This is a genomic window from Pseudomonas sp. ANT_J12 (genome assembly GCF_008370045.1).
Taxonomy (GTDB): domain Bacteria; phylum Pseudomonadota; class Gammaproteobacteria; order Pseudomonadales; family Pseudomonadaceae; genus Aquipseudomonas.
Genome location: NZ_VOBN01000001.1, coordinates 1,056,513 through 1,082,182 on the forward strand (window position 1 = coordinate 1,056,513; position 25,670 = coordinate 1,082,182).

Genomic DNA, 25,670 nt, shown 5'->3' on the forward strand with positions numbered 1-25,670 from the left:
TCTTATTGTTCTGTCAGGAGGCGCACGCGCACGCCCTGTTCGAGCTGCGTCAATTGCGCGACATCACTGATGCCGAAACCGATTTGCGTGACCGCCATCGCGGCAATCGCCGTGGCGGTGCGCACGGTCTGTTCCGGCGTGTCGGCACTGAGCAAACCGTGGAGCATCCCCGCCAATAGCGAATCGCCGGCACCCACGGTGCTGACCACACTGACCCGCGGTGGCGTGGCATGCATCGCCGCGCCCACGCTGAACCAGTTCACGCCGTCAGCGCCGTGGGAAATCACCACGTGCTCGATGCCTTGCGCATGCAATCGGGTCGCGGCTTCGGCCTGGGCCGTCACTGAAACCACGTCGCAATCCAGCGCATCGGCGAGTTCTTCCGTGTTGGGTTTGATCAGCCACGGGCCGGCCGCCAGCCCTGCACGCAAGGCTTCGCCGCTGGTGTCCAGGGCCACGTTCAATCCGAGGTTTTTCAGACGCTCGATCAGCGCTTGCAACCACTGCGGGCTGACGCCGCGCGGCAGGCTACCGGCGACCACGACGGCGTCGTGCCCCGGCGCGATCTGATCCAGTCGATCGAGCAACGCTTGCTGCGCCGTTTCACTGACCTGTGGTCCCGGACCGTTGATATCGGTGATACGCCCGCTGCTTTCCGCCAGTTTGATGTTGCTGCGGGTTTCGCCCGGCACACGAATGAACGCGTCGACAAAACCGCGCTTGGCGAACAGGGTTTCGAAGGCTTGCAGATTGTCTTCGCCGAGAAAGCCGCTGACCGTCAGTTGATGCCCGAGGTCCGCCAGCACTTGCGCCACGTTCACGCCTTTGCCGGCGGCGTGGGTGTGCATTTCATCGCTGCGGTTGACCTGACCGGGTGTCAGCACCGGCAACTGGACCGTGAGGTCCAGCGCCGGGTTGAGGGTCAGGGTGAGAATCTTGGCCATTACAGGGCCTCCACTAGTGCGCGCACTTCATTGGCGCTACCCACGGCTAAAGCCTGTTGGGCGAGGGTTTGGGTCTGGGCCAGGCTAAGTTCGCGGATGCGCGCCTTGACCTCGGCGATGCTGCGGCCCGACACGCTGAGTTCATCCACACCGAGGCCGACCAACACCGGCACCGCCAACGGATCCGCCGCCAGTTCGCCGCACACGCCGACCCATTTGCCATGGGCATGGGCCGCACGCACGGTGATGTCGATCAGTTGCAGCACCGCCGGGTGCAAGCCGTCAGCCTGGGCCGACAAGGTCGGGTGACCGCGGTCGATGGCCAGGGTGTATTGGGTCAGGTCGTTGGTGCCGACGCTGAAGAAATCGACTTCCTTGGCCAGCACCGGCGCGAGCAACGCCGCCGACGGCACTTCAATCATGATCCCCAGTTGCAAATCCGCCACCGGAATTTCCAGACGCAGACGTTCGGTCATGTCCCGGGCCTGACGCCATTCATCAACGCTGCCGACCATGGGAAACATAATGCGCAATGGGCGGTTGTCCGCCGCACGGAGCAAGGCGCGCAATTGCGCTTCCATGATCTGCGGACGTTGCAAGGTCAGACGAATACCACGCACGCCGAGGAACGGGTTTTCTTCCTTGGCGATCGGCCAATACGGCAGCGGTTTGTCGCCGCCGACATCGAGGGTGCGCACCACCAACGGCCGCCCGGCGAGGCCATCGAGGACGCGACGGTATTCGACTTCCTGGGTGGCTTCGTCCGGCGCTTGCGAATGCGCCATGAAAATCAGTTCGGTGCGCAGCAGGCCAATGCCTTCGGCGCCCTGCTCCACCGCGCTGGTGACGCCCGCGCTTTCGCCGATATTGGCGAACACTTCCACGGCGTGGCCGTCGGTGGTCAGCGCCGGTTGATGGCGTTGTTCGGCAGCGGCTTTCAACCGCAGATCGCGGGTGTCGCGTTCTTCGGTGGCGCGCTGCAAGGTCGCGGCATCGGCGTCCACATGCAGGCGACCGCGTTGCCCATCGATCAGCAATGGCGTGCCCGGTGCCAGCAGCAACACGGCCGCGCCAGCACCGACCAGCGCCGGAATCCCCAATGCGCGGGCAACGATGGCGCTGTGAGCGGTGGCGCCGCCACGGGCAGTAAGAATGCCGGCCACCCGGGCCGGATCGAGACGGGCCACGTCGGACGGACCGACCTCGTCCATCACCAGAATGTACGGTTGCTCCGGTTCGCTCGGGGTTTCGACACCACACAACTGCGAGAGCACCCGGCGGCCGATGTCGCGCAAGTCGGCGGCGCGTTCGGCGAGCAGCGCGTCCTGCAAGGATTCCTGCTGTTTGGCCGCCGCTTCGATCACCGCCATCCACGCCGCTTCGGCGCTTTCGCCCTGCTTGAGGCGGGTGTCGACTTCATCGGTCAATTCCGGGTCGTCGAGCATTTCCTGGTGGGTGATGAAAATCTCGCGAATCGCCTTGGACTTGCTGCGCTCGATCAACCCTTCGATGTCGCGACGGACATCGGTCAGCGCTTGTTTCAGGCGCTCGCGCTCAACGACGGCGGACTCACCGCGCAGCGGATAATCGATGGCTTGCAGCACTTGAATATGCGCCGGGCCGATGGCGATGCCGGGCGCGGCGGCGATGGCCTGGATCAGGCTGCCCGAAGCTGGGGCGAGGAGTACTTCGGCGACGTCGGCAAACACTTCCCGCTGCTGACTCACGGCGGGCAACGGCTCAACTTCTTCACCGAGGCCTTCTTCAATAGCCGCAAGCAAGGCCGGCAAGGCGTCGGCGGCGATGCTCGGTTCGGCGATGAATTCCAGCACCTGACCGCGACGGGCGCCGAGGCTCAGCAGTTTGCTCAGGCTCTTGACCGACACCGCGCTGTCCTGGCCATCGACGATGCGCACGCGGATCTCGCCTTCAAAGCTTTTCGCCAATTGCGCGAGGATCTTCGCCGGGCGCGCATGCAAACCGTGGGCGTTGGCCAGGGCAATGCGCGCGCTCGGCCAGTCGGCGGGCACTTCACCGCCCAGCACTTCGAGGACTTTGCGGCTGCTGGTGGCGCGGCCCAATTCGTGGCCGCGGCCTTCGATCAGCAAGGCGCAGAGGCGTTCGAGCAAAGCTTGATGCGCTTCGCCGAGGCTGGCCAGGCAGAACAGACCGCTCAATGGCTGCCCGAGGTAACGCATCGGTTTGTCCGGCGTGACGAAGGCCAGGCCCGGACGCTTCACGGTTTGTTCGCTGTGCAGCCACCACAGGCCATCGCCCAGGGGCAGCGCTTCGACCTGTTGCAGCACGGCGGAGAAACCGTTGCTCACGCAATCGGCCTGACGCAGCAAACGTGCACCACGCCAGACCAATTCTTCGAAGTCATCAGCGGAGACACCGAGGCCGATCATCTGTGCATCCAGCGCCAGTTCTTGCGGCGCGCCTTGCAACAGCTTCAGCAGCGCTTCGGCGGAACTGGCGCGCCGCAGGGCCTGGCCCAGATCAGTCTCGCCGAGGGCGCGGGTCAGCAGTTGCAGCAAACGCAGGTGTTCATCGGATTTGGCGGCGATGCCGATCGCCAGGTAGACGATCTGGCCATCGCCCCAATCGACGCCTTCAGGAAATTGCATCAACCGCACGCCGGTGGAAAACACCTGGTCGCGGGTTTCCGGCGTACCGTGGGGGATGGCAATACCTTGGCCGAGAAAGGTCGAGCCCTGGGCTTCCCGCGCCTGCAAACCGGCGAGATAACCCTCTGCTACCAGACCATCGGCAACCAGATGCTGGGCCAGCAGGTGCAACGCGGCTGACTTATCCACAGCCGACTGGCCCATGGATATCTGCTCTATGGTGAGCTCGAGCATGCTTTCTCCTTTTTGGCGCCTTGGGACGCCAGGTATTGTTTTGAATGTTTCAGCTTAGGCCCTTGATGATGACTTTTGGCGGTTTCGCGGCAGAACCGGCCAAAGGACTCTATAACGCAGAAAATACGCTTGCTGAAACGATTAATCTAGAATGTTTGGCACGTTACTCGATAATGTCCCATCCTTGAAGTCCAACTTGTCGGATGCGTTGCGACAATAGTCGCCTGCCCGAATCGGGTAGGATTGGCGAAAATGTCGGGGCAAGCTCGAAAAAACAAGGAAATCCCGAGTTGAAACTCAGTGATATCGCACAGTTGGCCGGTGTGTCCGTTACCACCGCCAGTTATGTCATCAATGGCAAGGCCGCGCAGCAACGCATCAGCGCTGCGACTGTGGAGCGTGTTCGCGCCGTGGTCGAGCAACATGGCTTTACGCCCAATCCTCAGGCCGCCGGGCTGCGCAGTCGGCATACCCGCACCTTGGGCTTCATCCTGCCGGACCTGGAAAACCCCAGTTACGCACGGATCGCCAAGCTGCTGGAGCAAGGCGCCCGGGCGCGCGGTTATCAACTGCTGATCGCCAGTTCTGATGATGCGCCGGAAAGTGAACGGCAATTGCTCAAACTGTTCCGCGCCCGGCGTTGTGATGCCTTGATTGTCGCCAGTTGCCTGCCGACTGACGACGACAGCTATCGCCAGTTGCAGGCCAAGGGCATTCCGATCATCGCCATCGACCGGGTCATGGAACCCGAGCATTTCTGCTCGGTGATCAGTGACGACCGCGAAGCCAGCCTGCAACTGACCCGCAGCCTGCTCGAGCCGGTGCCCAAGCAGATCGCCCTGATCGGCGCCCGTCCCGAGCTGAGCATCAGCCAGGAGCGTGCGGCCGGGTTCAAAGAGGCGTTGGCCGGGTTCAAAGGCGAAATCCTGATCGAACACGGCGAGTCGTTCAGCCGCGAGTGTGGCAAGCAGTTGATGGAAGAACTCCTACAGCGCCTGGGCCATTTGCCGGATGCCCTAGTGACGACGTCCTACGTACTGCTGCAAGGCGTGTTCGATGCCTTGCATGACTTCCCGTTGAAAACCCGCCCGCTGCGCCTCGGCACCTTCGGTGACACCCAGTTGCTGGATTTCCTGCCGTTGCCGGTCAACGCCATGGCCCAGCAACATCAGTTGATCGCCGACAAAGCCCTGGAGCTGGCCCTGGCCGCCATCGAACAGTCGGATTACCAACCCGGCGTGCTGGCCATCGCGCGGACCTTCAAGCAGCGCATTCTGCAGGACTGAGCCGTGGAGCTGATCGACAGCCACACTCATCTGGACTTCCCGGACTTCGACGCCGATCGCACGGCGTTGCTGGCCGAAAGCCGCGCCCTGGGGGTGCGGCGGATGGTGGTGTTGGGGGTTTTTCAGGGCAATTGGCAGCGGGTCTGGGATCTGGTGCAGAGCGATCCCGATCTGCACGCGGCGTTCGGGCTGCATCCGGTGTATCTGGACGATCACCGCCCCGAGGATTTGACGGCCCTCGGTGATTGGCTGACGCGGTTGGCCGGTCATCGGCAGCTGTGCGCGGTGGGCGAAATCGGCCTGGATTATTTCATCGAAACCCTCGATCGCGAGCGCCAGCAGGCGCTGTTCGACGCGCAGTTGCAACTGGCGGTGGATTTCAATCTGCCGGCGCTGATCCACGTGCGCCGCAGCCATGCCGCCGTGATTGCCACGCTCAAACGCTTTCGCCTGAAGCGCGCGGGGATCATCCACGCCTTCGCTGGCAGTCAGGAAGAAGCGCGGGAATACATCAAGCTCGGTTTCAAACTCGGCCTGGGTGGCGCCGCGACCTGGCCGCAGGCCTTGCGTATGCACCGCGTATTGGCCCAACTGCCGCTGGATTCAGTGGTGCTGGAAACCGACTCCCCGGACATGGCGCCCGCCATGTTCCCCGGCCAGCGCAACAGCCCGGCGCACTTGCCGGCGATCTGTACGGCACTGGCGCACATCATGGCGATCAGCCCCGAGCAACTGGCGGCCGTCAGTACGGCGAATGCCTGCGAGTTGTTCAACTGGTAGTCAGTCGACGTGGGCCCTGGCGGCCTCCAGCGTCAGCGTGATGTGTTGCCGATGCCGGGCAAACCGGACGACGCCGAAGTAGACGAGAATCGCCAACAGCGAAAAATTCAGCTGTTCCACGACGCTGAGCAACCCGACCCACTCCATCACCAGCGCCACCAACAGCGCGGTGCAGACCATGATCAGCGTGCTCGCCCGCAACCAGGCCAGGGAATCGAGCGACTTGAAGCGCTTGATCTGCTTGGGGTCGCGCAGTTGCAGGGTCTTCTCGCAGTGGGAACAGGTAAACGTTTCGTCGATCGCGATAGCGTTGAGTTGCCAGGGTTCAAGCAACAGGGTGCGCTGGCAATGGGCGCAGCGGCCCAGGATTCCAAGCGTGGCGGCGGACATAACCGGGCTTCCTCAGGGCAGGTTAGAGACATGGATCTTCCTCTATTGAAGACCAAAAACCAGCATCCGCGCGAAATCAGGAAACACCGCACCGGGAAAGGTAATACGTCCTACAGACTACTCACACAACACCAATCCCTGTAGGAGCAAAGCTTGCTCGCGAAGGCGGTGTGTCAGCCAACATCAACGTTGACTGTACGGCCGCTTTCGCGAGCAAGCTTTGCTCCTACAGGGGATTGGTGGTGTTGATCAGACCCGGAACGCGCTGATCAATTGTTTCAACTCCACCACCTGCGCCGACAACGCCCGGCTGGCATGCTCGGTCTGATGCGCACCTTCGGCCGTGCGCTCGCCGGCGCGGTTGATTTCGACGATGTTCTGGTCGATGTCGTGGGCCACGGCGGTTTGTTGTTCCACGGCGGCGGCGATCTGCTGGTTCTGGTCGACGATCATTCCCACAGCGCCGAGGATATTTTCCAGGGCCTGTTGGACCTTTTCCGATTGCCCCACCGTGCCGTTCGCCATTTGATGGCTGACGCCCATGGCCTTCACCGCCGCGCCGACCCCGCCGTGAAGCTTGGCGATCATCTGTTCGATTTCTTCGGTCGATTGCTGGGTGCGCTTGGCCAAGGTCCGGACCTCGTCCGCCACCACCGCGAAACCACGGCCCTGCTCCCCCGCCCGCGCCGCTTCGATGGCCGCGTTGAGCGCCAACAGGTTGGTCTGTTCGGCGATGCTTTTGATCACGTCCAGCACCCGACTGATGGACTGGCTGTCGATGGCCAGTTGATTGATCACCAGCACCGATTGATCAATCTCAGTGGCCAGCGCCGCAATGCTGCCCTGCTGGGACTCCACCAACCCGCGACCGCTGAGGGTTTCGTCGTTGACACTGTGGGCGCTGCTGACCGCCGCCGCGGCACTGCGCGCCACTTCCAGGGAGGTGGCCGACATCTGGTTCATGGCCGTGGCGACCTGCTCGATCTGGCTGCGCTGCCCGGCCACGGCCTGGTTGCTCTGGGCGGAAACGCTTTCCACTTGCCCGGCCTGGCGCTCGACTTCGCCGACGGTCTGGCCGACCCGCTCGATCAAGTCATGGATTTTCTTCACGGTGCCGTTGAACACCTCACCCAACTCGCCCAGTTCATCGCGGCTATTGGCGCTGAAGGTGATGGTCATGTCGCCGGCCGCCACTCGGTCCATCATCGCGCCCAGGCGCTTGAGGGTGGTGCGGGTCGAGGCGTAGAAACCGCCGTAGAGGTAGAAGATCAAGACAAACACCACCGACAGCGCCACGGCCTGCATCACCATGTGCGTGCGGTTCTGCTCCAGGCGCTGTTGCAACTGAGTGCCGAGAAACTTCAGGGTCGCTTCATTGAGCTGGTAGGTGTGGTCCATCAGGCCGGTGACCTGATCGTAAAAACCCTGCCACGGTGCATCGAGGGTGTCGGCCATCACCACTTGTTCTTCGAACAGCTCGCTGGCCTTTTTCAGCGACGCCTTGCTGCTCTCGGCCTGGGCGGCCAGGGTATCGTTGGCTGCTTTGCTGGAGCCCAATGCGTCGTGCAGCTTCAGCCCGTATTCAGCCTGAAGCTTTTCGATCTGCGCCAGCAGCTCGTCGAAGCGCGTACTCGATGCCGAATTGAGAAAGCCCTGCCCCAGGGACAGCGAGCCCATGGCCCGGCCTTCGCCGAGAATCTGCGTGACCGGCGGGGTGACATTGGTGATCAGTTCGCTGAGCTGGCGCATGTCGCTCTGGTTGTCGCGACTCAGGCCGGCCTGACTGGTGATGATCTGGCTGAAAATCTGCGCATTGCCCAGCAACTTGCCGATCAGCGCACTTTTGCTTTGCAGGGAGTTTTCCGCTTGCTGGACCTTGAACGCGGCAATCATTTCATCGCGTTTGCCATCGAAGACCGTGACCTGTTCCGGGTCGGTGCTCATCGCCGTCAGCCCTTGCAAGCGGGCGAGCACGCTTTGCTCCAGGGCGCTGATCTTGGTCTCGACATCGCCGGCCTTGCCGGACTGACCGAGGGTGACGTTGATCTGCACCAGGTTGTTCAGGGTTTCCAGATCCCGGCGCAGGGTCAGGCTGCTGCCCAGCAGGTCGAGGCTTTGCAGTTCGACGCGAGTGCCCTGGAATTCACGATAGGAATCGCGTACCAGGTAGAAGTTGGTCACCAGCATCGGCACCAGGAACAGCACGCTGATCAGGCTGAACTTCATGCCGAAGCTCAGGCGGTTCATCAGCGCGACAGCGGGATAGAGCAAGCTCTTCACTGTGAAGTCTCCCTTGGATTTCTTATTTTTATTGGCAGGCGCACAGATACAGCAGATAGCCACTATTGGGCGCTATCTCTGTATAGCTCAAATCGGAGGGGGGTTTTGTAACTTAAGGTTAACGGCAGGATGGGCCTGATGAGGACTTTGTGACGAGGGGGCTTGCCTGTGGCGAGGGAGCTTGCTCCCGCTCGGCTGCGAAGCAGTCGCAAAGCAATCGGGCAAGATTTTCCTGATCAATCACCTTGGCAGGTATTGGGGGTGCTTCGCACCCCAGCGGGAGCAAGCTCCCTCGCCACAATGATCTTTGGAGGCCTAAGGCAACACCGTCCACAACGCAAACCCGGCATACCAAAGCACCGCCGCACGCAGCAGCAGTTCCCAGATACGATCCAGACTGTTGATGCCATCTGGCCCAACCACCGGCGCCGGAATCTCACCCGCTACCAGTCCGACCTTTTCGATTAATTGCGCGGCCGTGATGTTCCAGTTCAGCAGTTCGTGCAGCATCACCCGACCGACCGCGACAAAGTTGCCGACCAGGGCAAAACTTGCCGCCAGCAGCCGCACCGGCACCCAATCGAAGGCGTGGCGCAGTTGTGCGGCGCGCTCGACCACCGCCGGGTTCTGCCCATGTTCTTCAGCCAGCGCCAGCAAGCGATAACTCAGCGCCGCCACCGGGCCCAGCAGGAAGTACCAGAAAATCACCGCAAAAAAGCTCTGGTAGGCCTGCCACAGCAGATGGGCCTGCACGCGCTCCAGAAGTTGCTCGCCACTGTCGGCGCAGATATTCAGATCGCGATTGGCCACATGCGCGGCGGCTTGCAGGTCTTCCCGGCGCCAGGCGTCGCGAAACGGCCCGAGTTCGCCCAGGAGATCGCCGCGACCCAAACTGTAAATCACCACCAACAGGTGCACCGGCAGGGCCAGCAAGCCATAGGCCACGGGTTCCAGCACCACCAGCAGCAAACCGAGCAGCGCCACCGGCAACAACACCAACAGCACCAACACCAGCCACGAACGGTCCTTCAGGCGCGGGCTGGCTTCCAGCTTGTGCAGCTCGCGCACCCAACCTCCGTCACGTTGAACCCGATGGCGCAGGGCCGAGAACTTCTCGATCCAGACCGCCAGCAGCAACACCAGAAAACTCATTGTTGTTCCTCTTTAGCCAAAGCGGCGCGATAGCGTGCCCAGTCGAACGCCGGTCCCGGATCGGTCTTGCGCCCAGGGGCGATGTCGCTATGCCCGCAAATGCGCTGTGCAGTGATGCCGGTAAAAGCGTTTTGCAGCTGTCGGGTCAGGGCCGTCAAGGCCTGGTATTGCGCATCGGTGAACGGCAGATCATCTGTGCCTTCAAGTTCGATGCCCACGGAAAAGTCGTTACAGACTTCTCGCCCTTCGAAATTCGAGATGCCGGCATGCCAGGCGCGCTCAAGACAGGAGACAAACTGAGTAACCGTGCCGTCACGCTCGATCAGAAAGTGCGCAGACACCCGCAGGTCAGCGATCCCTTCAAAGTAGGGATGCTCCGTGACATCCAGACGATTCTGGAAAAATTCCTGCACCTTGCCGGTGGCAAACTGCGCCGGCGGCAGGCTGATGTTGTGAATCACCAGCAGGGAGATTTCATCCGAGGGGCGCGCATTGAAGTTGGGCGAGGGGCAAATATTTACGCCCTGGCACCAACCGCTCGCGGGGTCCAACTGCATACAGGTTCCTTCAACGACGACCGTGTTGGCGCCCAGTATGCCGCGATAGACCCTCGGTACGCGATCACTTGGCGTGATTGAGGCGCCGCAAGTTGCCAATCACCGATTCCAGGGCCCGATCGAACAGCAGCGTATCGTCCAGCGCACGCACCGCGCCCCGGTGAAACTCCAGGGCCAGCCCGGTGCGGCTGCGCTCCAGCACCTTCATGCCGGTGCGGTTGACGAAGATGTATTTGCCGGTGGCATCGATGATCGCCGCCAGTTTGCAGCGCAGGGTGTTTTCTTCGTCTTCCTGAAATTCCACCCAACTGCCCACGCGCAATTGATCGACCTGGAGCAGCCCGACATCGTCCGCCGGTAAACGCACCGAAGCCGTTTCGACCGGACCTTCATCGGCATTGCGCAGGACGATTTCCTCGACCACTTCGACCATCACCGGCGTATCGCTCGAAGACGCCGGCTCCTGGGACGGCCGCTCGAACAGTTGCACGTGCAAGGCTTCCAGTTCAGCGAAGAATTCGCTGGTTGCAAACGGATCGAACGCCGAGCTGCTCAAACCATCGCGCAGCGACTTGAGCAACCCCGGCACCAGCGACAGCAGGCGCAGGCTGGCATCGGCTTCGTCGTGGCGCTGCACGCTCCAGATCAACTGCGCCATGGTCTGCACGTCGGCATGCCATTCGGCGGACTGATCGCCGTGCTTGAGGCAGGTCAGCAACAGCACCTTGCTCCAGGCCTCTTGCACGAACGCCACTACCCCTTGGGGCAGCAGCTTGCCGAGCAAGGCCTCGTTCAGCGCCTGCTCGACCCGCTGACGCGCCAGTTCGGTCTTGGCCCGACCTTCCTCGGCATCGCGGGTGCGTTGCTCCAGCAACTCACTACGGCGGCGCTCGTCACTGGTAAACGCCAGAAAGTCCGCCAGCAACTCGGAGAAAATCGCCGGGTCATCGACAAAATCGTTCAACAACCGCTGCACCACTTGTTCGATGCGCAAGTACAGCGTGTCCCGCGCATGATCGTCGCACTCGCCCCAGCCCATGGCTGCGGCGGCGATTTCATTGAGCAGGCGCCGCGCCGGATGGCTGCTGCGGCTGAAGAAGCTCTTGTCGAGCACGGCGATTTTCAGCATCGGAATCTGCAAGCGCCCGATCAGCGCCTTGAGGGAATCCGGCAGGTTGCGGTCATCGAGGATGCATTCGAAGAGCATCGCGATCAGGTTGATCACGTCTTCATCGGCGACACCGACCACCCGCGACTTGCCGCTCTTGACGCTGACCCGGGTCAGCAGTTGTTCGAGCTGGTTGCGCAGGTCGAAGTCGTCCTGAGCCGCCAGGGTCGGGACGTATTGCTGCAAATGCGAGAGCAGGCGCAGCAGGTCGCGGGTGGAGATCGGCTGGGCCGGGGTGCTGGCTTCGAGGGTTGGCGCGACACTGCCGCGCACGTGAAACAACAGCTCCTGCAACGCGGCGAAGACTTCTTGCACGCTGTCATCAATGTGCGTGCTGCCGGACTTGGCGACCGTCTCGACGGGTTCGGCCTGCACACTGGCCGCCGCGCGATCAGCGGCACGTCTGGCCGGGGCTGGCTTGAGTTCGGGCAGCACGCCAGTGGCGATCAACAGTTGATTGGCTTCGCTGTAGAGCTGATCGGCGCCGCTGAGCACGTAGCGCTCGAATAGCTTGAGGATGATCAACTTGACCTTGATCTCCACGCCCAGGTTGCGCCCGGCCTGGAGGAAATACTCGCATAGCATCGCCGGGCCCAGCGGGTTGTGCTGTTCGAGCAATTCCTTGCCCAACAACACGCTGAGCCGGGTGGTCAGTTGATCGAGGGCAAAACCTTCGCGGCTCAGCACTTTGCTGACCATAGCCTCGACCGCCACGTTGCGCTCCAGGTCATCCTGGGGCAGCGTTGCGCTGGCATCGAACGCCATGGCCTGGGACAGGGTGGACTGCGTGACGTCGTATTGGGTGAGGCTGATGAATGCCTCGAAGAATTGCTCAAGAAACCCGCGCTCGATGCTTTTGCGCTTGAGGCGCAAGTCGCGCATGGCTTCGAAGAAAATGTTCTGTTCGACGTCGTTGCGGGCCCGGTCGGCCATTTCGAACAGGGTGTCGTCGGCGTTATCGAACAGCGCCTGCAAACCATGCCTGAGCTGTTGCGCAGCCTTGTCGCGAACCTGAAGCAGAATCACAGGCAGGCGGGCGAGCGGCGAGTGAGTCGCCTGGTCGGTAGCCGCCTTGTGCAAAGGCACTACATTCCCGTCGTTGTGCATCCAAGCCTCCTGAAACGGTGAGTCTTCGGTTCGGTAAGAAAGATCGACTGCGCCGGCCTCACAGCCGACGCTCAACGGGGAACACTGCCCACCCGCTGTCATTCAATAATCGGGGACCCAACGAGACGTCAAAGCTATGACGTCAAATGCAAGGCGGATTATCGGCAAAACACGCCGCTTGTGCCAGCAGACTCTTTGCTTCACAACGAAATAGACGTACAGGACAGACCCCGGTTTTGCCGCCTATGCTCACGCGAATCGACCAAATGCAGGTTTCAGAGCGATCCGGGCACTCGGCATGCCTTGGGTTGGCCTGCGCCATGGCCCTATAATCGGGCCACTTTGTTTGTGGAGCCCGTTATGCCGAATCTACGCCTCGCCGATTTGACCGCCGAAATCGAAGCCAACGTGCGTCGCGCGCTGCTCGAAGACATCGGCAGCGGCGACATCACCGCGCAACTGATCCCGGCCGAACGCCTGGCCAAAGCCACTATCATCACCCGCGACGCGGCCGTCATCGCCGGCACCGCGTGGGTGGATGCCGTCTTTCGGCAATTGGACCCGCGAGTCGCGGTGCACTGGCAAGTGCGCGATGGCGAACGGGTGAAACCCAATCAGGCGCTGTTCCACCTCGAAGGCCCGGCGCGCTCGCTGCTGACGGGCGAGCGCTGCGCGCTGAACTTCCTGCAACTGCTGTCCGGCGTGGCGACTCGCGCGCAGTTTCTGGCGGATTTCGTCGCCGAGACTCAGGTGAAGCTGCTCGACACCCGCAAAACCCTGCCGGGGCTGCGCCTGGCGCAGAAGTACGCCGTGACCTGCGGCGGCTGCCATAACCACCGCATCGGCCTGTATGACGCGTTCCTGATCAAGGAAAACCATATCGCAGCCTGCGGCGGTGTCGCTGAAGCCATCAAGGCCGCGCACAAGATTGCCCCGGGCAAGCCCGTGGAAATCGAAGTGGAAAGCCTGGATGAACTGAAAGAGGCCCTGGCGGCCGGCGCCGATATCATCATGCTCGACGAACTGAGCCTGGATGACATGCGTGAAGCAGTACGCCTGAACAACGGCCAGGCAAAACTGGAGGCCAGCGGCGGGATCAACGAAAGCACGTTGCTACCGATTGCCGAAACCGGTGTGGATTACATTTCGATTGGTGCGATGACCAAGGATGTGAAGGCTGTCGACCTGTCGATGCGGCTCAGCCTCTGAGCAGCTCCAAGCGGCAAGTTACAAGCTTCAAGCAGTTCTGCTTTTACTTGTAGCTCGCCGCTTGAAACTTGAGGCTGCCTTTAAACCACCAGATTATTCATCTCGCAGTACTCTTCCCATTCGACGCCCAACACTTCGGCCGCCTCCTTGTGCAGAACCAGGCGCGCCGCCTCGAATTCTTCCGGGCTCGAGGTGTACTTGAGCGTCAGTTCCCACGGCTGCAAGCCCTGGGATTCCGCTTCATCCTCGAACGCCCACTGGATCTGGTCTTTCTGATCGTCGGCGGGCAAGTCCTTGATCTCTTCGGCGAGCTGGGGCGATTCCAGCAAGTACTTCTTCAGCGCTTCTTCGTGTCTGGCTTCTTGGGTCAATTCTTTAACAGTCATGTCGTTCTCGCTGATCTGGGGAATGGAAGATGGATCTGGATCATCAAGGATCTCTCTGACGCAAAAAACCGCGTAAAGCCCGGTTTGTCTGGCCTTCAGAACCATTCGGGATCATCTGAAAACAGCTCGGTGGTGCTCATGCAAGTTCCGAATATAGGACCTTTGGCTGACGATTTATATGCATGTTTACATCAAATCTACAAAAAACCGGATGCCCTCCCCGGCCACGTCATTTTTGCGCCCCCTCAGGAACATGTTTCGAAAATCGAAGTCATAGCGATGTGCCATATAGGCACTTCACAAGGAACTCAGGTGATGCGCAATTTCCCAAAGCTTTCGTCTACCCTGTTTGCAACCGGCATGGCTGCCCTGCTGCTCGGCAACCTGGCACTGGCCAGTACGGCTCAAGCTATCGAGCTCAGCTCCGACAACCCATCGTTTAACGACACGCTCACTGCCACCCACACTTCCTATGGCAAGACCGTACTGGTCAAAACCAATCTGGAAATCAGCGAGGTGGAAAAGTTACAAGGCACGGTTAAAACCAATACGGCTGAAATCGACAAACTGAAGACCACCGTCAGCGAACAAGCGCGCCTCATCGAAGAACTCAGACGCAACACCGGCACCAGCACCGGCTCGAGCAGCAATGAAATATCCAACCTCAAGCGCACTGTCGAGGAACAGGATAAAGACCTGAAGAAACTCGCCAGTCAGATGGAGGAGTTCAAGCGCAACACCGGTTCAAGCTCCAGTTCCAGCTCAAGCGAGGTGTCCAACCTCAAGCGCACTGTCAGCGATCAGGACAACCACCTGAAGAAGCTCGCCAGCCAGGTGGAAGACCTCAAGCGCAGCGCCGGCTCGAGTTCCAGCTCAAGCTCCAGCGACCTGTCCAACCTGAAGCGGGAAGTCAGCGATCAGGACAATCAACTGGATCAGCTCAAACGCACGGTCGAAGACCTGAGCCGAAAAGTGAAATAACAGCGGCAATGGTGCCCGAGACAGGAATCGAACCTGCGACCTTCGCGTTACGAGTGCGCTGCTCTACCGGCTGAGCTACACGGGCGGTGAGCTAAACCTAGCACAGCTTTCGCGAGTCGCAACCGCAAGCCCCACCTCGGTTTATCGCAGACAAAAAAAGGCCCCGCAGTTTTCACTGCGGGGCCTTTTTTATAACGTTGAAGCGGTCAGGCGGGGGTGATTAAACGCCCGACGCCTTGGCTGCTGCTACGTCTTTGATGGACAGCTTGATACGGCCGCGGTTGTCCACGTCCAGTACCAATACTTCCACTTCCTGGCCTTCTTTCAGGATGTCGGTCACTTTCTCAACGCGAGCGTCGCTCAACATGGAGATGTGAACCAGACCGTCCTTGCCAGGCAGGATGTTGACGAATGCGCCGAAGTCGACGATGCGCTCAACCTTACCGACGTAGATCTTGCCGATTTCAGCTTCTGCGGTGATGCCCAGAACGCGCTGACGTGCTGCTTCAGCCGCTTCCTTGGTTTCGCCGAAGATCTTGATCGAGCCGTCGTCTTCGATGTCGATCGAAGCCTTGGTCTCTTCACAGATCGCACGAATGGTCGCGCCGCCTTTACCGATGACATCACGGATTTTGTCGGTGTCGATTTTCATCGCGATCATGGTCGGAGCATTTTCCGACAGCTCGGTGCGGGACTGACCAATGATCTGGTTCATCTGACCGAGGATGTTCAGGCGCGCTTCCAGGGCTTGGCCCAGAGCGATTTCCATGATCTCTTCGGTGATGCCTTTGATCTTGATGTCCATCTGCAGCGCGGTAACACCTTTGGCAGTACCCGCTACTTTGAAGTCCATGTCGCCGAGGTGGTCTTCGTCACCCAGGATGTCGGTCAGGATGGCGAACTTCTCGCCTTCTTTAACCAGACCCATGGCGATACCGGCAACCGGTGCCTTCATCGGAACACCAGCGTCCATCAGGGCCAGGGAAGCGCCGCAGACCGAAGCCATGGAGCTCGAACCGTTGGACTCGGTGATTTCCGACACAACACGAATGGTGTATGGGAACACGTCGGCAGCAGGCAGCATGGCTGCAATCGAACGACGGGCCAGACGGCCGTGACCGATTTCGCGACGACCAGCGCCACCCATGCGGCCACACTCACCTACCGAGAACGGAGGGAAGTTGTAGTGCAGCATGAACGGGTCTTTTTTCTCGCCTTCCAGGGTGTCCAGCAGTTGCGCGTCACGGGCGGTGCCCAGTGTTGCAACGACCAGAGCCTGGGTTTCGCCACGGGTGAACAGCGCCGAACCGTGGGTCTTGGGCAGAACACCGACTTCGATGTTCAGAGGACGTACGGTCTTGGTGTCGCGGCCGTCGATACGTGGCTTGCCGTTGACGATGTTTTCGCGAACGGTGCGGTATTCGATTTCGCCAAACGCTGCTTTCACTTCGCTGGAAGAAGGCTGGCCTTCTTCACCGGACAGCTTGGCAACGACCTGATCTTTCAGCTCACCCAGGCGAGCGTAACGGTCGGCCTTGATGGTGATGGTGTAAGCCTGGGAGATCGCGTCGCCGAACTCGGCACGGATCGCGCCCAGCAGAGCGGTGGCTTCAGGCTGTGGAGTCCAGGTCCAGGTTGGCTTGGCAGCTTCAGCGGCCAGTTCTTTAACGGCGTTGATCACAACCTGGAACTCGTCGTGAGCAAACAGTACTGCGCCCAGCATCTGGTCTTCGGTCAGCTCTTTGGCTTCCGATTCAACCATCAACACGGCTTCCGACGTACCGGCAACGACCATGTCCAGGCTCGAAGCTTTCTGTTGTTCGTAAGTCGGGTTCAGCAGGTAGCCAGTGCTTTCGTGGAACGCAACGCGTGCACAGCCGATCGGGCCATCGAAAGGAATGCCGGAGATCGCCAGGGCAGCCGAGGTACCGATCATCGCAGCGATGTCCGGATCGGTCTTCTTGCTGGTGGAAACGACGGTGCAGACAACCTGCACTTCGTTCATGAAGCCTTCTGGGAACAGCGGACGGATCGGACGGTCGATCAGTCGGGAAGTCAGGGTTTCTTTCTCGGAAGGACGGCCTTCGCGCTTGAAGAAACCGCCAGGGATCTTACCGGCAGCGTAAGTCTTTTCCTGGTAGTGAACGGACAGAGGGAAGAAGCCCTTGCCTGGATCGGCTTGCTTGGCACCAACGACAGTCACCAACACGCTGACGTCGTCGTCAACGGTGACCAATACTGCGCCGGAGGCCTGACGGGCGATACGGCCAGTCTCGAGGGTAACGGTCGACTGACCGAACTGGAATTTTTTGATTACCGGGTTCACGGTGTCCTACCTTCTTTGTGGCTCTTGGGGAACTTGTCTTCTTGCGAAATTCTTGGGCAATGTCGGGAATCGGCCCAACGCCTGTCCAGGGTAAAACGTGTATCCAGATAAAACTTGAGGCTGGGAGCCTGCCATGCACCCGCGGGAAACCCACTGGCACACGGCAGACAACCAACCTCTAGCGCAATCGCTTATTAGCGACGCAGACCCAGGCGACCGATCAGAGCCTGATAACGACCCAGATCCTTGCCTTTCAGGTAGTCCAGCAGCTTACGACGCTGGTTTACCATGCGGATCAGACCACGACGGGAGTGGTGATCTTTACCGTTGGCCTTGAAGTGACCTTGCAGCTTGTTGATGTTGTGGGTCAGCAGTGCAACTTGCACTTCTGGCGAACCAGTGTCACCAACAGCTTGCTGGTAGTCAGCTACGATTTGAGCTTTTTCTTGAACGTCGAGAGCCATGAGGCAATCCTTTTATCAGGAAACTGTTTCAGAGAAACAGCTTCAACAGGCCAGGGACAAATCCCTGTATCTAAAAATGAGTAGTGACCATGCCTGCTAACAGCCACCCTCGTCCCAGTTTGTGTAAAAGCTACTGCGCTTTTACACCAAACTGGTTCCGGTCATTCTGACCGAATCAGTCGACGCGGCGCGATGCGCCCGTCTTCGCTCACTTCACCGATACCGATGAAGCGACCGTTGTGATCCTGTACCCGTACCATGCCGAACTTCGGTGCATCCGGGGCTCGTACCGGTTGGCCGTTGAGCCAGTAGAACGAGCTGTGCTCCGAGAACTGCAACAGCGGCCAATCCAGCAAGCCGCTGTCCGATGGCATCAGGAAGCGGTCGACCGCTTCGTTGCCGCCTTCGGCATGTACCGCTTCCAACTCTTCAAGCGTGACCGTCTGCGCCAGCGTGAAAGGCCCGGCCTGGGTACGTCGCAATTCAGCAACGTAAGCGCCACAACCGAGTTGCTCACCGATATCCTCCACCAGGGTGCGGATATAGGTGCCTTTGCTGCAATCCACTGCAAGGCGCGCAGTATCACCCTCAAAGGCCAGCAATTCCAAGCGCGCAATAGTAACAGAACGCGGTTCGCGCTCCACTACTTCGCCTGCACGGGCCAGCTTGTACAGCGGCTGGCCATCACGCTTGAGCGCCGAGTACATCGGCGGTATCTGACTGATTTGCCCGCGAAAACCGGGTAAAACAGCTTCGACATCGGCGCGACCAACGGTCACCGGGCGTTCCTGCAAAACCTCACCCTCGGCATCCGCCGTGGTGGTGGTCTTGCCCAGTTGCGCCAGGGTTTCATAAGCCTTGTCGGAATCGAGCAGATACTGCGAGAACTTGGTGGCTTCACCGAAGCACAACGGCAACACGCCGGTGGCCAGCGGATCGAGACTGCCGGTGTGCCCGGCTTTCTCGGCGTTCAGCAACCAGCGAACCTTCTGCAACGCCGCGTTGGAGGTAAACCCCAGCGGCTTGTCGAGCAGAATGATGCCGCTGACGTTACGACGGATACGTTTGACCTGAGCCACCGATTACTCCTTGGTGTCTTCGGCTTCAGCCGCAACCGGGTGCTGATTGTCTTCAGCGACCGCACGTTCGATCAGGGCCGACAGGTGCGCGCCACGCACGACGCTTTCGTCGTAGTGGAAGTGCAACTGCGGAACGCTGCGCAACTTCATTTCGCGAGCCAACTGCATGCGCAGGAAGCCAGCGGCGGAGTTGAGCACTTTGATGCTTTGTGCGATGTCTTCGGCGTTGTCCTGGCCCATCACGGTGATGAAGATCTTGGCGTGACCGACGTCACGGCTGACTTCAACAGCGGTAATGGTGACCAGGCCGACGCGCGGGTCTTTGACTTCACGACGGATCAGCTGTGCCAGCTCACGCTGCATCTGATCGCCGATACGTTGGGTACGGCTGTATTCTTTTGCCATGTCTTGTTACCTGTTACTGCCACACGGTGAAACCCGTGGGGTCTGAAAGCGGCAAACGCCCGGCCTGACAAAAGCCAGACCGGGCGTTGCGTTTAGAGTCCTGACGCCGTGCCGCGCACTTGCATGCAGCGGCTCGCCGTGGCCCTTGAAGTGCGCGAGTTAGAGGCTGCGAGCAACCTGAACCTTCTCGTAAACTTCGATCTTGTCGCCAGCTTTGACGTCGTTGTAGCTCTTGACGCCAATACCGCATTCCATGCCGGCACGTACTTCGGAAGCGTCATCCTTGAAGCGGCGCAGGGATTCCAGCTCGCCTTCGAAGATAACGATGTCTTCACGCAGTACACGGATTGGACGGTTACGGTGAACAACACCTTCGATAACCATGCAACCGGCGATCGCGCCAAACTTCGGCGAACGGAACACGTCACGCACTTCAGCGGTACCCAGGATGTTCTCGCGAACATCGCTGCCCAGCATACCGGTGAGGGCTTTCTTGACGTCTTCGATGATGTCGTAGATCACGTTGTAGTAACGCATATCCAGGCCTTCCTGCTCGACGATCTTGCGAGCGCCAGCATCGGCACGCACGTTGAAGCCGAACAGTACAGCGTTGGAGGCCAGTGCCAGGTTAGCGTCGGACTCGGTGATACCACCGACGCCGCCACCCACAACACGCACTTGCACTTCGTCGTTACCCAGGCCGTTCAAGGCACCGTTCAACGCTTCCAGCGAACCACGAACGTCAGATTTGAGGACGATGTTAAGCGTCTTCTTCTCTGCCTGGCCCATGTTTTCGAAGATGTTTTCCAGCTTGCCAGCGTGAGCACGAGCCAGTTTGACTTCGCGGAACTTGCCTTGACGGAACAGAGCCACTTCACGGGCTTTCTTCTCGTCCGACAGCACGCTCATCTCGTCGCCAGCGTCCGGGGTACCGTCCAGGCCGAGGATCTCGACAGGGATGGAAGGACCGGCTTCTTTGATTGGCTTGCCGTTCTCGTCGAGCATGGCACGTACACGGCCGTAGTTCGAACCGACCAGGACCATGTCGCCTTGGCGCAGGGTACCGTCTTGAACCAGCACGGTAGCCACCGGGCCACGGCCCTTGTCGAGACGCGATTCAACCACAACACCACGGCCAGGAGCCGAAGGTGTTGCCTTCAGTTCCAGAACTTCGGCTTGCAGCAGAACAGCTTCGAGCAACTCGTCCACGCCAGTACCGACTTTCGCCGAAACCGATACGAACGGGGTGTCGCCGCCCCACTCTTCCGAAGTCACGCCGTGAACCGACAGTTCGCTACGGATGCGATCGAGATCGGCGCCCGGCTTGTCGATTTTGTTCACAGCCACTACCAGAGGAACACCGGCAGCCTTGGCGTGCTGGACCGCTTCAATGGTCTGCGGCATTACGCCGTCGTCCGCTGCAACGACCAGGATCACAATGTCAGTCGCCTTGGCACCACGAGCACGCATTGCGGTAAACGCAGCGTGACCCGGGGTATCGAGGAAAGTGACCATGCCGCGATCAGTTTCAACGTGGTACGCACCGATGTGCTGGGTGATACCGCCGGCTTCGCCAGCAGCTACCTTGGCACGACGGATGTAGTCGAGCAGCGAGGTCTTACCGTGGTCGACGTGGCCCATTACGGTCACAACCGGTGCACGGGAGAACGTCTCACCTTCAAACTTCAGAGACTCGGCCAGGGAATCTTCCAGGGCGGTGTCGCTGACCAGGGTCACTTTGTGGCCCAGCTCTTCGGCAACCAGTTGGGCAGTTTCCTGATCCAGTACCTGGTTGATCGTCGCTGGAGTACCCAGTTTGAACATGAACTTGATGATTTCAGCAGCCTTGACCGACATCTGATTCGCGAGATCGCCAACAGTGATGGTCTCGCCGATTTGCACATCACGCACGACAGGGCCGGTTGGGCTCTGGAAACCGTGGGCGTTGCGTTTCTTCAGCTTGGCCTTACCGCGACCACCACGACGGAAGCCATCGCTTTCTTCGTCGGTAGTACGTGGCGCAACACGTGGAGCAGGCGCTTTCTCTTTGACCGAAGCACGATGCGGAGCGTTTTTGCGCTCGCCATCGCCACCGCCGCTACGACGATTGTTATCGTCGGCACGTGGTTTGTCCGGACGACGCTGATCGTTCGGCTTGCGGTCGGCCGAAGGAGCCGGTGCAGCCGCCACAACCGGTGCGCTTTCGCGAACTGGCTCGGCAACCGCAGCAGGCGCTGCGACAGCATCGTTAGTAGCGTTTTGCGCGGTAGCAGGCTGGCGGCGTGCTTCTTCTTCGGCGCGACGCTTGGCTTCTTCTTCAGCCTTCTGACGGGCAGCATTTTCTACTGCGCGACGTTCATCCAGTTCGCGTTTGCGCTCGGCTTCGATTTCTTCCGGGCTGCGCTGTACGAAAACTTTCTTTTTACGGACTTCAACGCTGATGCTTTTGCTGCCAGCAACACGCAGGGTGCTGGTGGTTTTACGCTGCAGCGTGATCTTGCGTGGTTCTTCCACTTTCGCCTTGTGGCTGCTTTTCAAGTGAGTCAGCAAAGATTGCTTCTCACTGTCAGTCACATGTTCTTCGGCGGCGGTGTGCGGCAGACCTGCCTCACGCATCTGCTGCAACAGGCGCTCTACCGGTGTTTTGACCTCATCGGCCAGTTGTTTCACCGTGACTTGCGTCATGCACTTCTCTCCTCAGGCCGCGCCTAATTACTCGAACCAGTGGGCTCGGGCGGCCATGATCAACTTGCCGGCACGATCATCGTCAATGCCGTCGATGTCGAGCAGGTCGTCAATAGACTGCTCGGCCAGGTCTTCGCGGGTAATTACGCCGCGCACCGCCAGTTCCATCGCCAAATCCTTGTCCATACCCTCAAGCGAGAGCAGGTCTTCGGCCGGATGGGCGTCTGCCAGCTTTTCCTCAGTAGCGATGGCTTTGGTCAACAAACGATCCTTGGCGCGAGCGCGAAGCTCGTTGACGGTTTCTTCGTCAAAGCCGTCGATGTTGAGCATTTCTTCCAACGGTACGTAGGCAATCTCTTCCAGGCTGGTGAAGCCTTCATCTACCAGCACTTGCGCCAGGTCTTCGTCGACTTCCAGCTCGTCGATGAAGTTGCGCAGGATGTCGCCGGTTTCTGCTTGCTGCTTAGCCTGGATGTCCGATTCGGTCATCACGTTCAGGGTCCAGCCAGTCAACTGGCTAGCCAAACGTACGTTCTGACCACCGCGACCGATGGCCTGAGCCAGATTGTCTGCGCCAACGGCGATGTCCATTGCATGGGCATCTTCGTCAACGATAATTGCCGCCACTTCAGCTGGCGACATTGCATTGATCACGAACTGCGCCGGGTTATCGTCCCACAGGACGATGTCCACACGCTCGCCGCCCAACTCGCCCGACACTGCCTGGACGCGCGAACCGCGCATACCGATGCAAGCGCCTTGCGGATCAATACGTTTGTCCTTGGAGCGGACCGCGATCTTGGCGCGCGAACCCGGGTCGCGGGACGCAGCCATTACTTCGATCAGGCCTTCAGCGATTTCCGGCACTTCGATGCGGAACAACTCGATCAGCATTTCCGGTGCGGTACGCGACAGGATCAGTTGCGGGCCGCGATTCTCGGTACGGATTTCCTTGAGCAGCGCACGCAAACGCACGCCAACCCGGAAGGTTTCGCGAGAAATGATGTCTTCACGGGCCAGCAACGCTTCAGCGTTGTTTCCCAGATCGACGATCACGTTGTCGCGGGTCACTTTCTTCACGGTGCCGGAGATGATTTCACCCAGGCGCTCGCGATATGCGTCAACAACCTGTGCGCGCTCGGCTTCACGAACTTTCTGCACGATGACTTGCTTGGCAGTCTGTGCAGCGATACGGCCGAACTCGATGGATTCGATCTTTTCTTCGACTACATCACCAACCTGGGCACCCGGATGCGTTTCTGCAACCTTGCTTGGCCAGGTTTCGATGGCCGGATCGTCCAGGTCAGCTTCTTCGACGACCGTCCAGCGACGGAATGTCTCGTAAGCACCGGTGTGGCGATTGATTTCCACACGCAGATCGACTTCGTCCTCGAAACGTTTCTTGGTAGCAGTGGCCAGAGCCAGCTCCAGCGCTTCAAAAATTACGTTTGCCGGTACGCCCTTTTCATTGGATACCGACTCAACAACCAGCAGTACTTCTTTGCTCATCGTACGCCTCGCCTTTCGCAAGCCATTGGATCCGCGGGATCCGCGTCTCAGTCAAAACTGGGAATAATGTTGGCCTTGTCGACCATATCGATCGGCAACAGAAACTCATGGTCTTCCACCTGCACCACGACGTCCTGCTCTTCTACACCGCGCAGAAGGCCCTGAAAGTTGCGTCGGCCTTCGAAAGGCGAGCGCAGCTTGATCTTCACTTGTTCACCGGCAAATTTTGCAAACTGCTCAAGAGTGAACAGTGGGCGTTCCATGCCAGGCGAGGAAACTTCAAGGGTGTACTCAACGGCGATCGGATCTTCAACATCCAGGACACCGCTGATTTGGCGGCTGACGATGGCACAGTCGTCCACCAGCACGCCGCCTTCTTTATCGATATAAACGCGCAACATTGAGTGGCGACCTTGAGCCGAAAACTCAATACCCCAGCATTCATAGCCTAGGGCCACGACCACCGGGGCCAGCAAGGCCTGCAACTCTTCTAGCTTGCTCGACACCTGAACCCCCTCGTGCATGTATGTGCATGCTATGCAAAATAAAAAAATGGGCGAAACGCCCATCCTTGAAACGCCGTCGAACAGCGGCGTTGAAAGTGTCCAGCTAACAAAAAGCCCCTTAAAAGGGGCTCCTTAAACTGGTTGCGGGGGCCGGATTTGAACCGACGACCTTCGGGTTATGAGCCCGACGAGCTACCAGACTGCTCCACCCCGCGACAAAGCTGGGGCGGAAGTATACGACCGATCCTTGACAGGGTCAATGTAACCTTCCACCTACAAGAAAGCCCGCAACAGCGGGCTCTCCTGATAATTGGTACCGAGAAGGGGACTCGAACCCCTACACCCTATGGGCACAACCACCTCAAGGTTGCGTGTCTACCAATTCCACCACCTCGGCAATACTACGTTTGAAACCCTTCTTACTTTTGCTCTTGAGCTGGAGGCACGTCAGTCGCTGGAGTAGCCGACTTTTGCTCTTGAAGCACCGGGACATCATCAGAAGCCGGTTGTTGCTTTGGAACTTCCAACACTGCTGGGTTTGGCAAACCTACTTGAGTCAGCTGGTGAGCTTTCTCTTTAGCAAAGTAACCTAACCCTAAGCTGGTTATGAAGAAACCTGCGGCAAGTATAGCAGTAAACTTACTAAGAAAGGTAGAGGAACCTTGGCTTCCGAACACAGTATTTGAAGCACCTGCACCGAAAGACGCGCCAGCATCCGCACCTTTACCCTGCTGCAGCAATACGAGAGCAACTACGCCCAATGCACCCAGCAGATGAAAAACGACTACGACTGTTTCCAGCATTTTTTCAGTTTCCCGCGGCGCGACAGATCGCACCGAACTCATCTGCATTCAGGGAAGCTCCACCAATGAGCCCCCCATCGATATCCGGCATGCCGAACAGTTCGACCGCATTGGCCGCCTTCACGCTGCCGCCGTATAGAAGCCGCACACCTTGTGCGACCTCAGAATTCTTTGCCGCCAACTGAGCGCGAATGGCTGCATGCACATCCTGCGCCTGTTGCGGCGAAGCAGTCAGCCCGGTGCCAATGGCCCAGACCGGCTCGTAAGCGATTACTGCCTTTGCAAAAACTTCAACACCCAGCTTCTCGATGACGCTGCCCAGCTGATGCCCGACAACCTCAAGAGTTTTACCGGCTTCGCGCTGCTCAAGGGTTTCCCCTATGCACAACACCGGAATCAAGCCGCATGCCTGCGCTGCTGCGAACTTGCGAATGAGTGTTTCATCATTCTCGCCGACAATCTGGCGACGTTCGGAGTGGCCCACGAGCACCAGTGAGCAACCTTCTTCAGCCAGCTGACTCGGCGCAACTTCACCGGTCAACGCACCTTGTTTGGGCTCCACCGCAGCGTTCTGCGCGCCGACCTTGATCGACTTGCCTTCCAGACCATCAATCACTTGATTGATATGCAAGAAAGACGGGAATACCGCTACATCAACACCGCTCGGCAAGGTCAGGTTACCCAGATCCTTGATCAGCTCAGCGACGCTGGCGCGGGTACCGTGCATCTTCCAGTTACCAGCTACCATAGGGCGACGCATGCTGTACCTCGTCGGTCAAAGTGGGCGCAGAT

At 59.5% G+C, this 25,670-nt stretch carries 21 protein-coding genes, 3 tRNA genes and 1 pseudogene; 4 read left to right on the plus strand and 21 right to left on the minus strand.

Annotated elements, in window-relative coordinates:
- Positions 1-2: 2 nt before the first annotated feature.
- Positions 3-944, minus strand: coding sequence for a 1-phosphofructokinase (gene pfkB, locus FQ192_RS05130; protein ID WP_149657628.1), 942 nt, complete (start codon positions 942-944; stop codon positions 3-5).
- Positions 944-3,805 carry a phosphoenolpyruvate--protein phosphotransferase gene (gene ptsP, locus FQ192_RS05135; protein WP_149657629.1) on the minus strand — a complete coding sequence of 954 codons (2,862 nt, stop codon included), beginning with the start codon at positions 3,803-3,805 and terminating at the stop codon, positions 944-946. The genes pfkB and ptsP overlap by 1 nt, the downstream gene beginning before the upstream one ends.
- A gap of 290 nt (positions 3,806-4,095) precedes the next feature.
- Between ptsP and cra the strand changes: the two genes are divergently transcribed.
- Positions 4,096-5,091, plus strand: coding sequence for a catabolite repressor/activator (gene cra / locus FQ192_RS05140; protein ID WP_149657630.1), 996 nt, complete (start codon positions 4,096-4,098; stop codon positions 5,089-5,091).
- 3 nt (positions 5,092-5,094) lie between these two features.
- A complete protein-coding gene (locus tag FQ192_RS05145) occupies positions 5,095-5,871 on the plus strand; it encodes a TatD family hydrolase (protein WP_149657631.1) in 777 nt (258 codons plus the stop codon).
- On the opposite strand, the gene FQ192_RS05150 is transcribed toward FQ192_RS05145, so the two are convergent.
- From FQ192_RS05150 to FQ192_RS05170, 6 genes and pseudogenes are all read right to left on the minus strand, one after another.
- On the minus strand, positions 5,872-6,261 hold the full coding sequence (locus FQ192_RS05150) for a hypothetical protein (RefSeq protein ID WP_149657632.1): 390 nt from the start codon (positions 6,259-6,261) through the stop codon (positions 5,872-5,874).
- A gap of 249 nt (positions 6,262-6,510) precedes the next feature.
- The gene (locus FQ192_RS34925) at positions 6,511-7,440 is read right to left on the minus strand and encodes a methyl-accepting chemotaxis protein (protein WP_372242323.1); all 930 of its coding nucleotides are present in this window, start codon (positions 7,438-7,440) and stop codon (positions 6,511-6,513) included.
- Positions 7,417-8,508 (minus strand): annotated as a pseudogene (locus FQ192_RS34930) (methyl-accepting chemotaxis protein); the annotation flags it as partial. The gene FQ192_RS34925 and the pseudogene FQ192_RS34930, both read right to left, overlap by 24 nt.
- A 348-nt stretch (positions 8,509-8,856) precedes the next feature.
- Positions 8,857-9,693: a regulatory signaling modulator protein AmpE gene (gene ampE / locus FQ192_RS05160; RefSeq protein WP_149657634.1), complete on the minus strand. Its 837-nt coding sequence runs from the start codon at positions 9,691-9,693 to the stop codon at positions 8,857-8,859.
- Positions 9,690-10,250, minus strand: coding sequence for a 1,6-anhydro-N-acetylmuramyl-L-alanine amidase AmpD (gene ampD, locus FQ192_RS05165; RefSeq protein ID WP_149657635.1), 561 nt, complete (start codon positions 10,248-10,250; stop codon positions 9,690-9,692). The genes ampE and ampD overlap by 4 nt, the downstream gene beginning before the upstream one ends.
- 64 nt (positions 10,251-10,314) lie before the next feature.
- Positions 10,315-12,525 (minus strand): DUF1631 domain-containing protein, encoded by a 2,211-nt coding sequence (locus FQ192_RS05170; protein ID WP_149657636.1) that lies wholly within the window; start codon positions 12,523-12,525, stop codon positions 10,315-10,317.
- Positions 12,526-12,885: 360 nt separating this feature from the next.
- Between FQ192_RS05170 and nadC the strand changes: the two genes are divergently transcribed.
- Positions 12,886-13,734 (plus strand): carboxylating nicotinate-nucleotide diphosphorylase, encoded by an 849-nt coding sequence (nadC, locus tag FQ192_RS05175; protein WP_149657637.1) that lies wholly within the window; start codon positions 12,886-12,888, stop codon positions 13,732-13,734.
- An 80-nt stretch (positions 13,735-13,814) separates the two neighbouring features.
- Here nadC and FQ192_RS05180 read toward each other — a convergent pair whose 3' ends face one another.
- Positions 13,815-14,120: a DUF6388 family protein gene (locus FQ192_RS05180; protein WP_128871926.1), complete on the minus strand. Its 306-nt coding sequence runs from the start codon at positions 14,118-14,120 to the stop codon at positions 13,815-13,817.
- Positions 14,121-14,435: 315 nt separating this feature from the next.
- Between FQ192_RS05180 and FQ192_RS05185 the strand changes: the two genes are divergently transcribed.
- Positions 14,436-15,101 (plus strand): hypothetical protein, encoded by a 666-nt coding sequence (locus FQ192_RS05185; RefSeq protein ID WP_149657745.1) that lies wholly within the window; start codon positions 14,436-14,438, stop codon positions 15,099-15,101.
- 9 nt (positions 15,102-15,110) lie between these two features.
- On the opposite strand, the gene FQ192_RS05190 is transcribed toward FQ192_RS05185, so the two are convergent.
- From FQ192_RS05190 to tpiA, 12 genes are all read right to left on the minus strand, one after another.
- A tRNA-Thr gene (locus FQ192_RS05190) sits at positions 15,111-15,186 on the minus strand.
- A gap of 135 nt (positions 15,187-15,321) precedes the next feature.
- Positions 15,322-17,427, minus strand: coding sequence for a polyribonucleotide nucleotidyltransferase (pnp, locus tag FQ192_RS05195; RefSeq protein ID WP_046045794.1), 2,106 nt, complete (start codon positions 17,425-17,427; stop codon positions 15,322-15,324).
- Between the two features lie 194 nt (positions 17,428-17,621).
- A complete protein-coding gene (rpsO, locus tag FQ192_RS05200; protein WP_003176135.1) occupies positions 17,622-17,891 on the minus strand; it encodes a 30S ribosomal protein S15 in 270 nt (89 codons plus the stop codon).
- 161 nt (positions 17,892-18,052) lie between these two features.
- Positions 18,053-18,970, minus strand: a complete 918-nt coding sequence (gene truB / locus FQ192_RS05205) for a tRNA pseudouridine(55) synthase TruB (RefSeq protein ID WP_123405159.1) — start codon at positions 18,968-18,970, stop codon at positions 18,053-18,055.
- Between the two features lie 3 nt (positions 18,971-18,973).
- Complete coding sequence (gene rbfA / locus FQ192_RS05210) at positions 18,974-19,375, minus strand: 30S ribosome-binding factor RbfA (RefSeq protein WP_008149016.1); 402 nt, start codon at positions 19,373-19,375, stop codon at positions 18,974-18,976.
- 159 nt (positions 19,376-19,534) lie between these two features.
- Positions 19,535-22,060: a translation initiation factor IF-2 gene (gene infB / locus FQ192_RS05215; RefSeq protein WP_149657638.1), complete on the minus strand. Its 2,526-nt coding sequence runs from the start codon at positions 22,058-22,060 to the stop codon at positions 19,535-19,537.
- A gap of 27 nt (positions 22,061-22,087) precedes the next feature.
- Complete coding sequence (gene nusA, locus FQ192_RS05220; RefSeq protein WP_008024459.1) at positions 22,088-23,569, minus strand: transcription termination factor NusA; 1,482 nt, start codon at positions 23,567-23,569, stop codon at positions 22,088-22,090.
- A 47-nt stretch (positions 23,570-23,616) separates the two neighbouring features.
- Entirely contained in the window at positions 23,617-24,075 is a 459-nt protein-coding gene (rimP, locus tag FQ192_RS05225) for a ribosome maturation factor RimP (RefSeq protein ID WP_149657639.1), read from the minus strand.
- Between the two features lie 138 nt (positions 24,076-24,213).
- Positions 24,214-24,290: transfer RNA gene (locus FQ192_RS05230), tRNA-Met, on the minus strand.
- Positions 24,291-24,386: 96 nt separating this feature from the next.
- Positions 24,387-24,472 (minus strand) — tRNA-Leu (locus tag FQ192_RS05235).
- Between the two features lie 22 nt (positions 24,473-24,494).
- Complete coding sequence (secG, locus tag FQ192_RS05240; RefSeq protein ID WP_017336473.1) at positions 24,495-24,878, minus strand: preprotein translocase subunit SecG; 384 nt, start codon at positions 24,876-24,878, stop codon at positions 24,495-24,497.
- 4 nt (positions 24,879-24,882) lie between these two features.
- Positions 24,883-25,638: a triose-phosphate isomerase gene (gene tpiA / locus FQ192_RS05245; protein ID WP_149657640.1), complete on the minus strand. Its 756-nt coding sequence runs from the start codon at positions 25,636-25,638 to the stop codon at positions 24,883-24,885.
- Positions 25,639-25,670 lie beyond the last annotated feature (32 nt).

What these genes read in the sequence shown, in the direction of transcription:
- pfkB (WP_149657628.1), bottom strand. Translation starts at nt 944, where the DNA reads ATGGCCAAGATTCTCACCCTGACCCTCAACCCGGCGCTGGACCTCACG.
- ptsP (WP_149657629.1), bottom strand. Translation starts at nt 3,805, where the DNA reads ATGCTCGAGCTCACCATAGAGCAGATATCCATGGGCCAGTCGGCTGTG.
- FQ192_RS05150 (WP_149657632.1), bottom strand. Translation starts at nt 6,261, where the DNA reads ATGTCCGCCGCCACGCTTGGAATCCTGGGCCGCTGCGCCCATTGCCAG.
- FQ192_RS34925 (WP_372242323.1), bottom strand. Translation starts at nt 7,440, where the DNA reads ATGACCATCACCTTCAGCGCCAATAGCCGCGATGAACTGGGCGAGTTG.
- ampE (WP_149657634.1), bottom strand. Translation starts at nt 9,693, where the DNA reads ATGAGTTTTCTGGTGTTGCTGCTGGCGGTCTGGATCGAGAAGTTCTCG.
- ampD (WP_149657635.1), bottom strand. Translation starts at nt 10,250, where the DNA reads ATGCAGTTGGACCCCGCGAGCGGTTGGTGCCAGGGCGTAAATATTTGC.
- FQ192_RS05170 (WP_149657636.1), bottom strand. Translation starts at nt 12,525, where the DNA reads ATGCACAACGACGGGAATGTAGTGCCTTTGCACAAGGCGGCTACCGAC.
- nadC (WP_149657637.1), top strand. Translation starts at nt 12,886, where the DNA reads ATGCCGAATCTACGCCTCGCCGATTTGACCGCCGAAATCGAAGCCAAC.
- FQ192_RS05180 (WP_128871926.1), bottom strand. Translation starts at nt 14,120, where the DNA reads ATGACTGTTAAAGAATTGACCCAAGAAGCCAGACACGAAGAAGCGCTG.
- FQ192_RS05185 (WP_149657745.1), top strand. Translation starts at nt 14,436, where the DNA reads ATGCGCAATTTCCCAAAGCTTTCGTCTACCCTGTTTGCAACCGGCATG.
- rpsO (WP_003176135.1), bottom strand. Translation starts at nt 17,891, where the DNA reads ATGGCTCTCGACGTTCAAGAAAAAGCTCAAATCGTAGCTGACTACCAG.
- rbfA (WP_008149016.1), bottom strand. Translation starts at nt 19,375, where the DNA reads ATGGCAAAAGAATACAGCCGTACCCAACGTATCGGCGATCAGATGCAG.
- infB (WP_149657638.1), bottom strand. Translation starts at nt 22,060, where the DNA reads ATGACGCAAGTCACGGTGAAACAACTGGCCGATGAGGTCAAAACACCG.
- nusA (WP_008024459.1), bottom strand. Translation starts at nt 23,569, where the DNA reads ATGAGCAAAGAAGTACTGCTGGTTGTTGAGTCGGTATCCAATGAAAAG.
- secG (WP_017336473.1), bottom strand. Translation starts at nt 24,878, where the DNA reads ATGCTGGAAACAGTCGTAGTCGTTTTTCATCTGCTGGGTGCATTGGGC.
- tpiA (WP_149657640.1), bottom strand. Translation starts at nt 25,638, where the DNA reads ATGCGTCGCCCTATGGTAGCTGGTAACTGGAAGATGCACGGTACCCGC.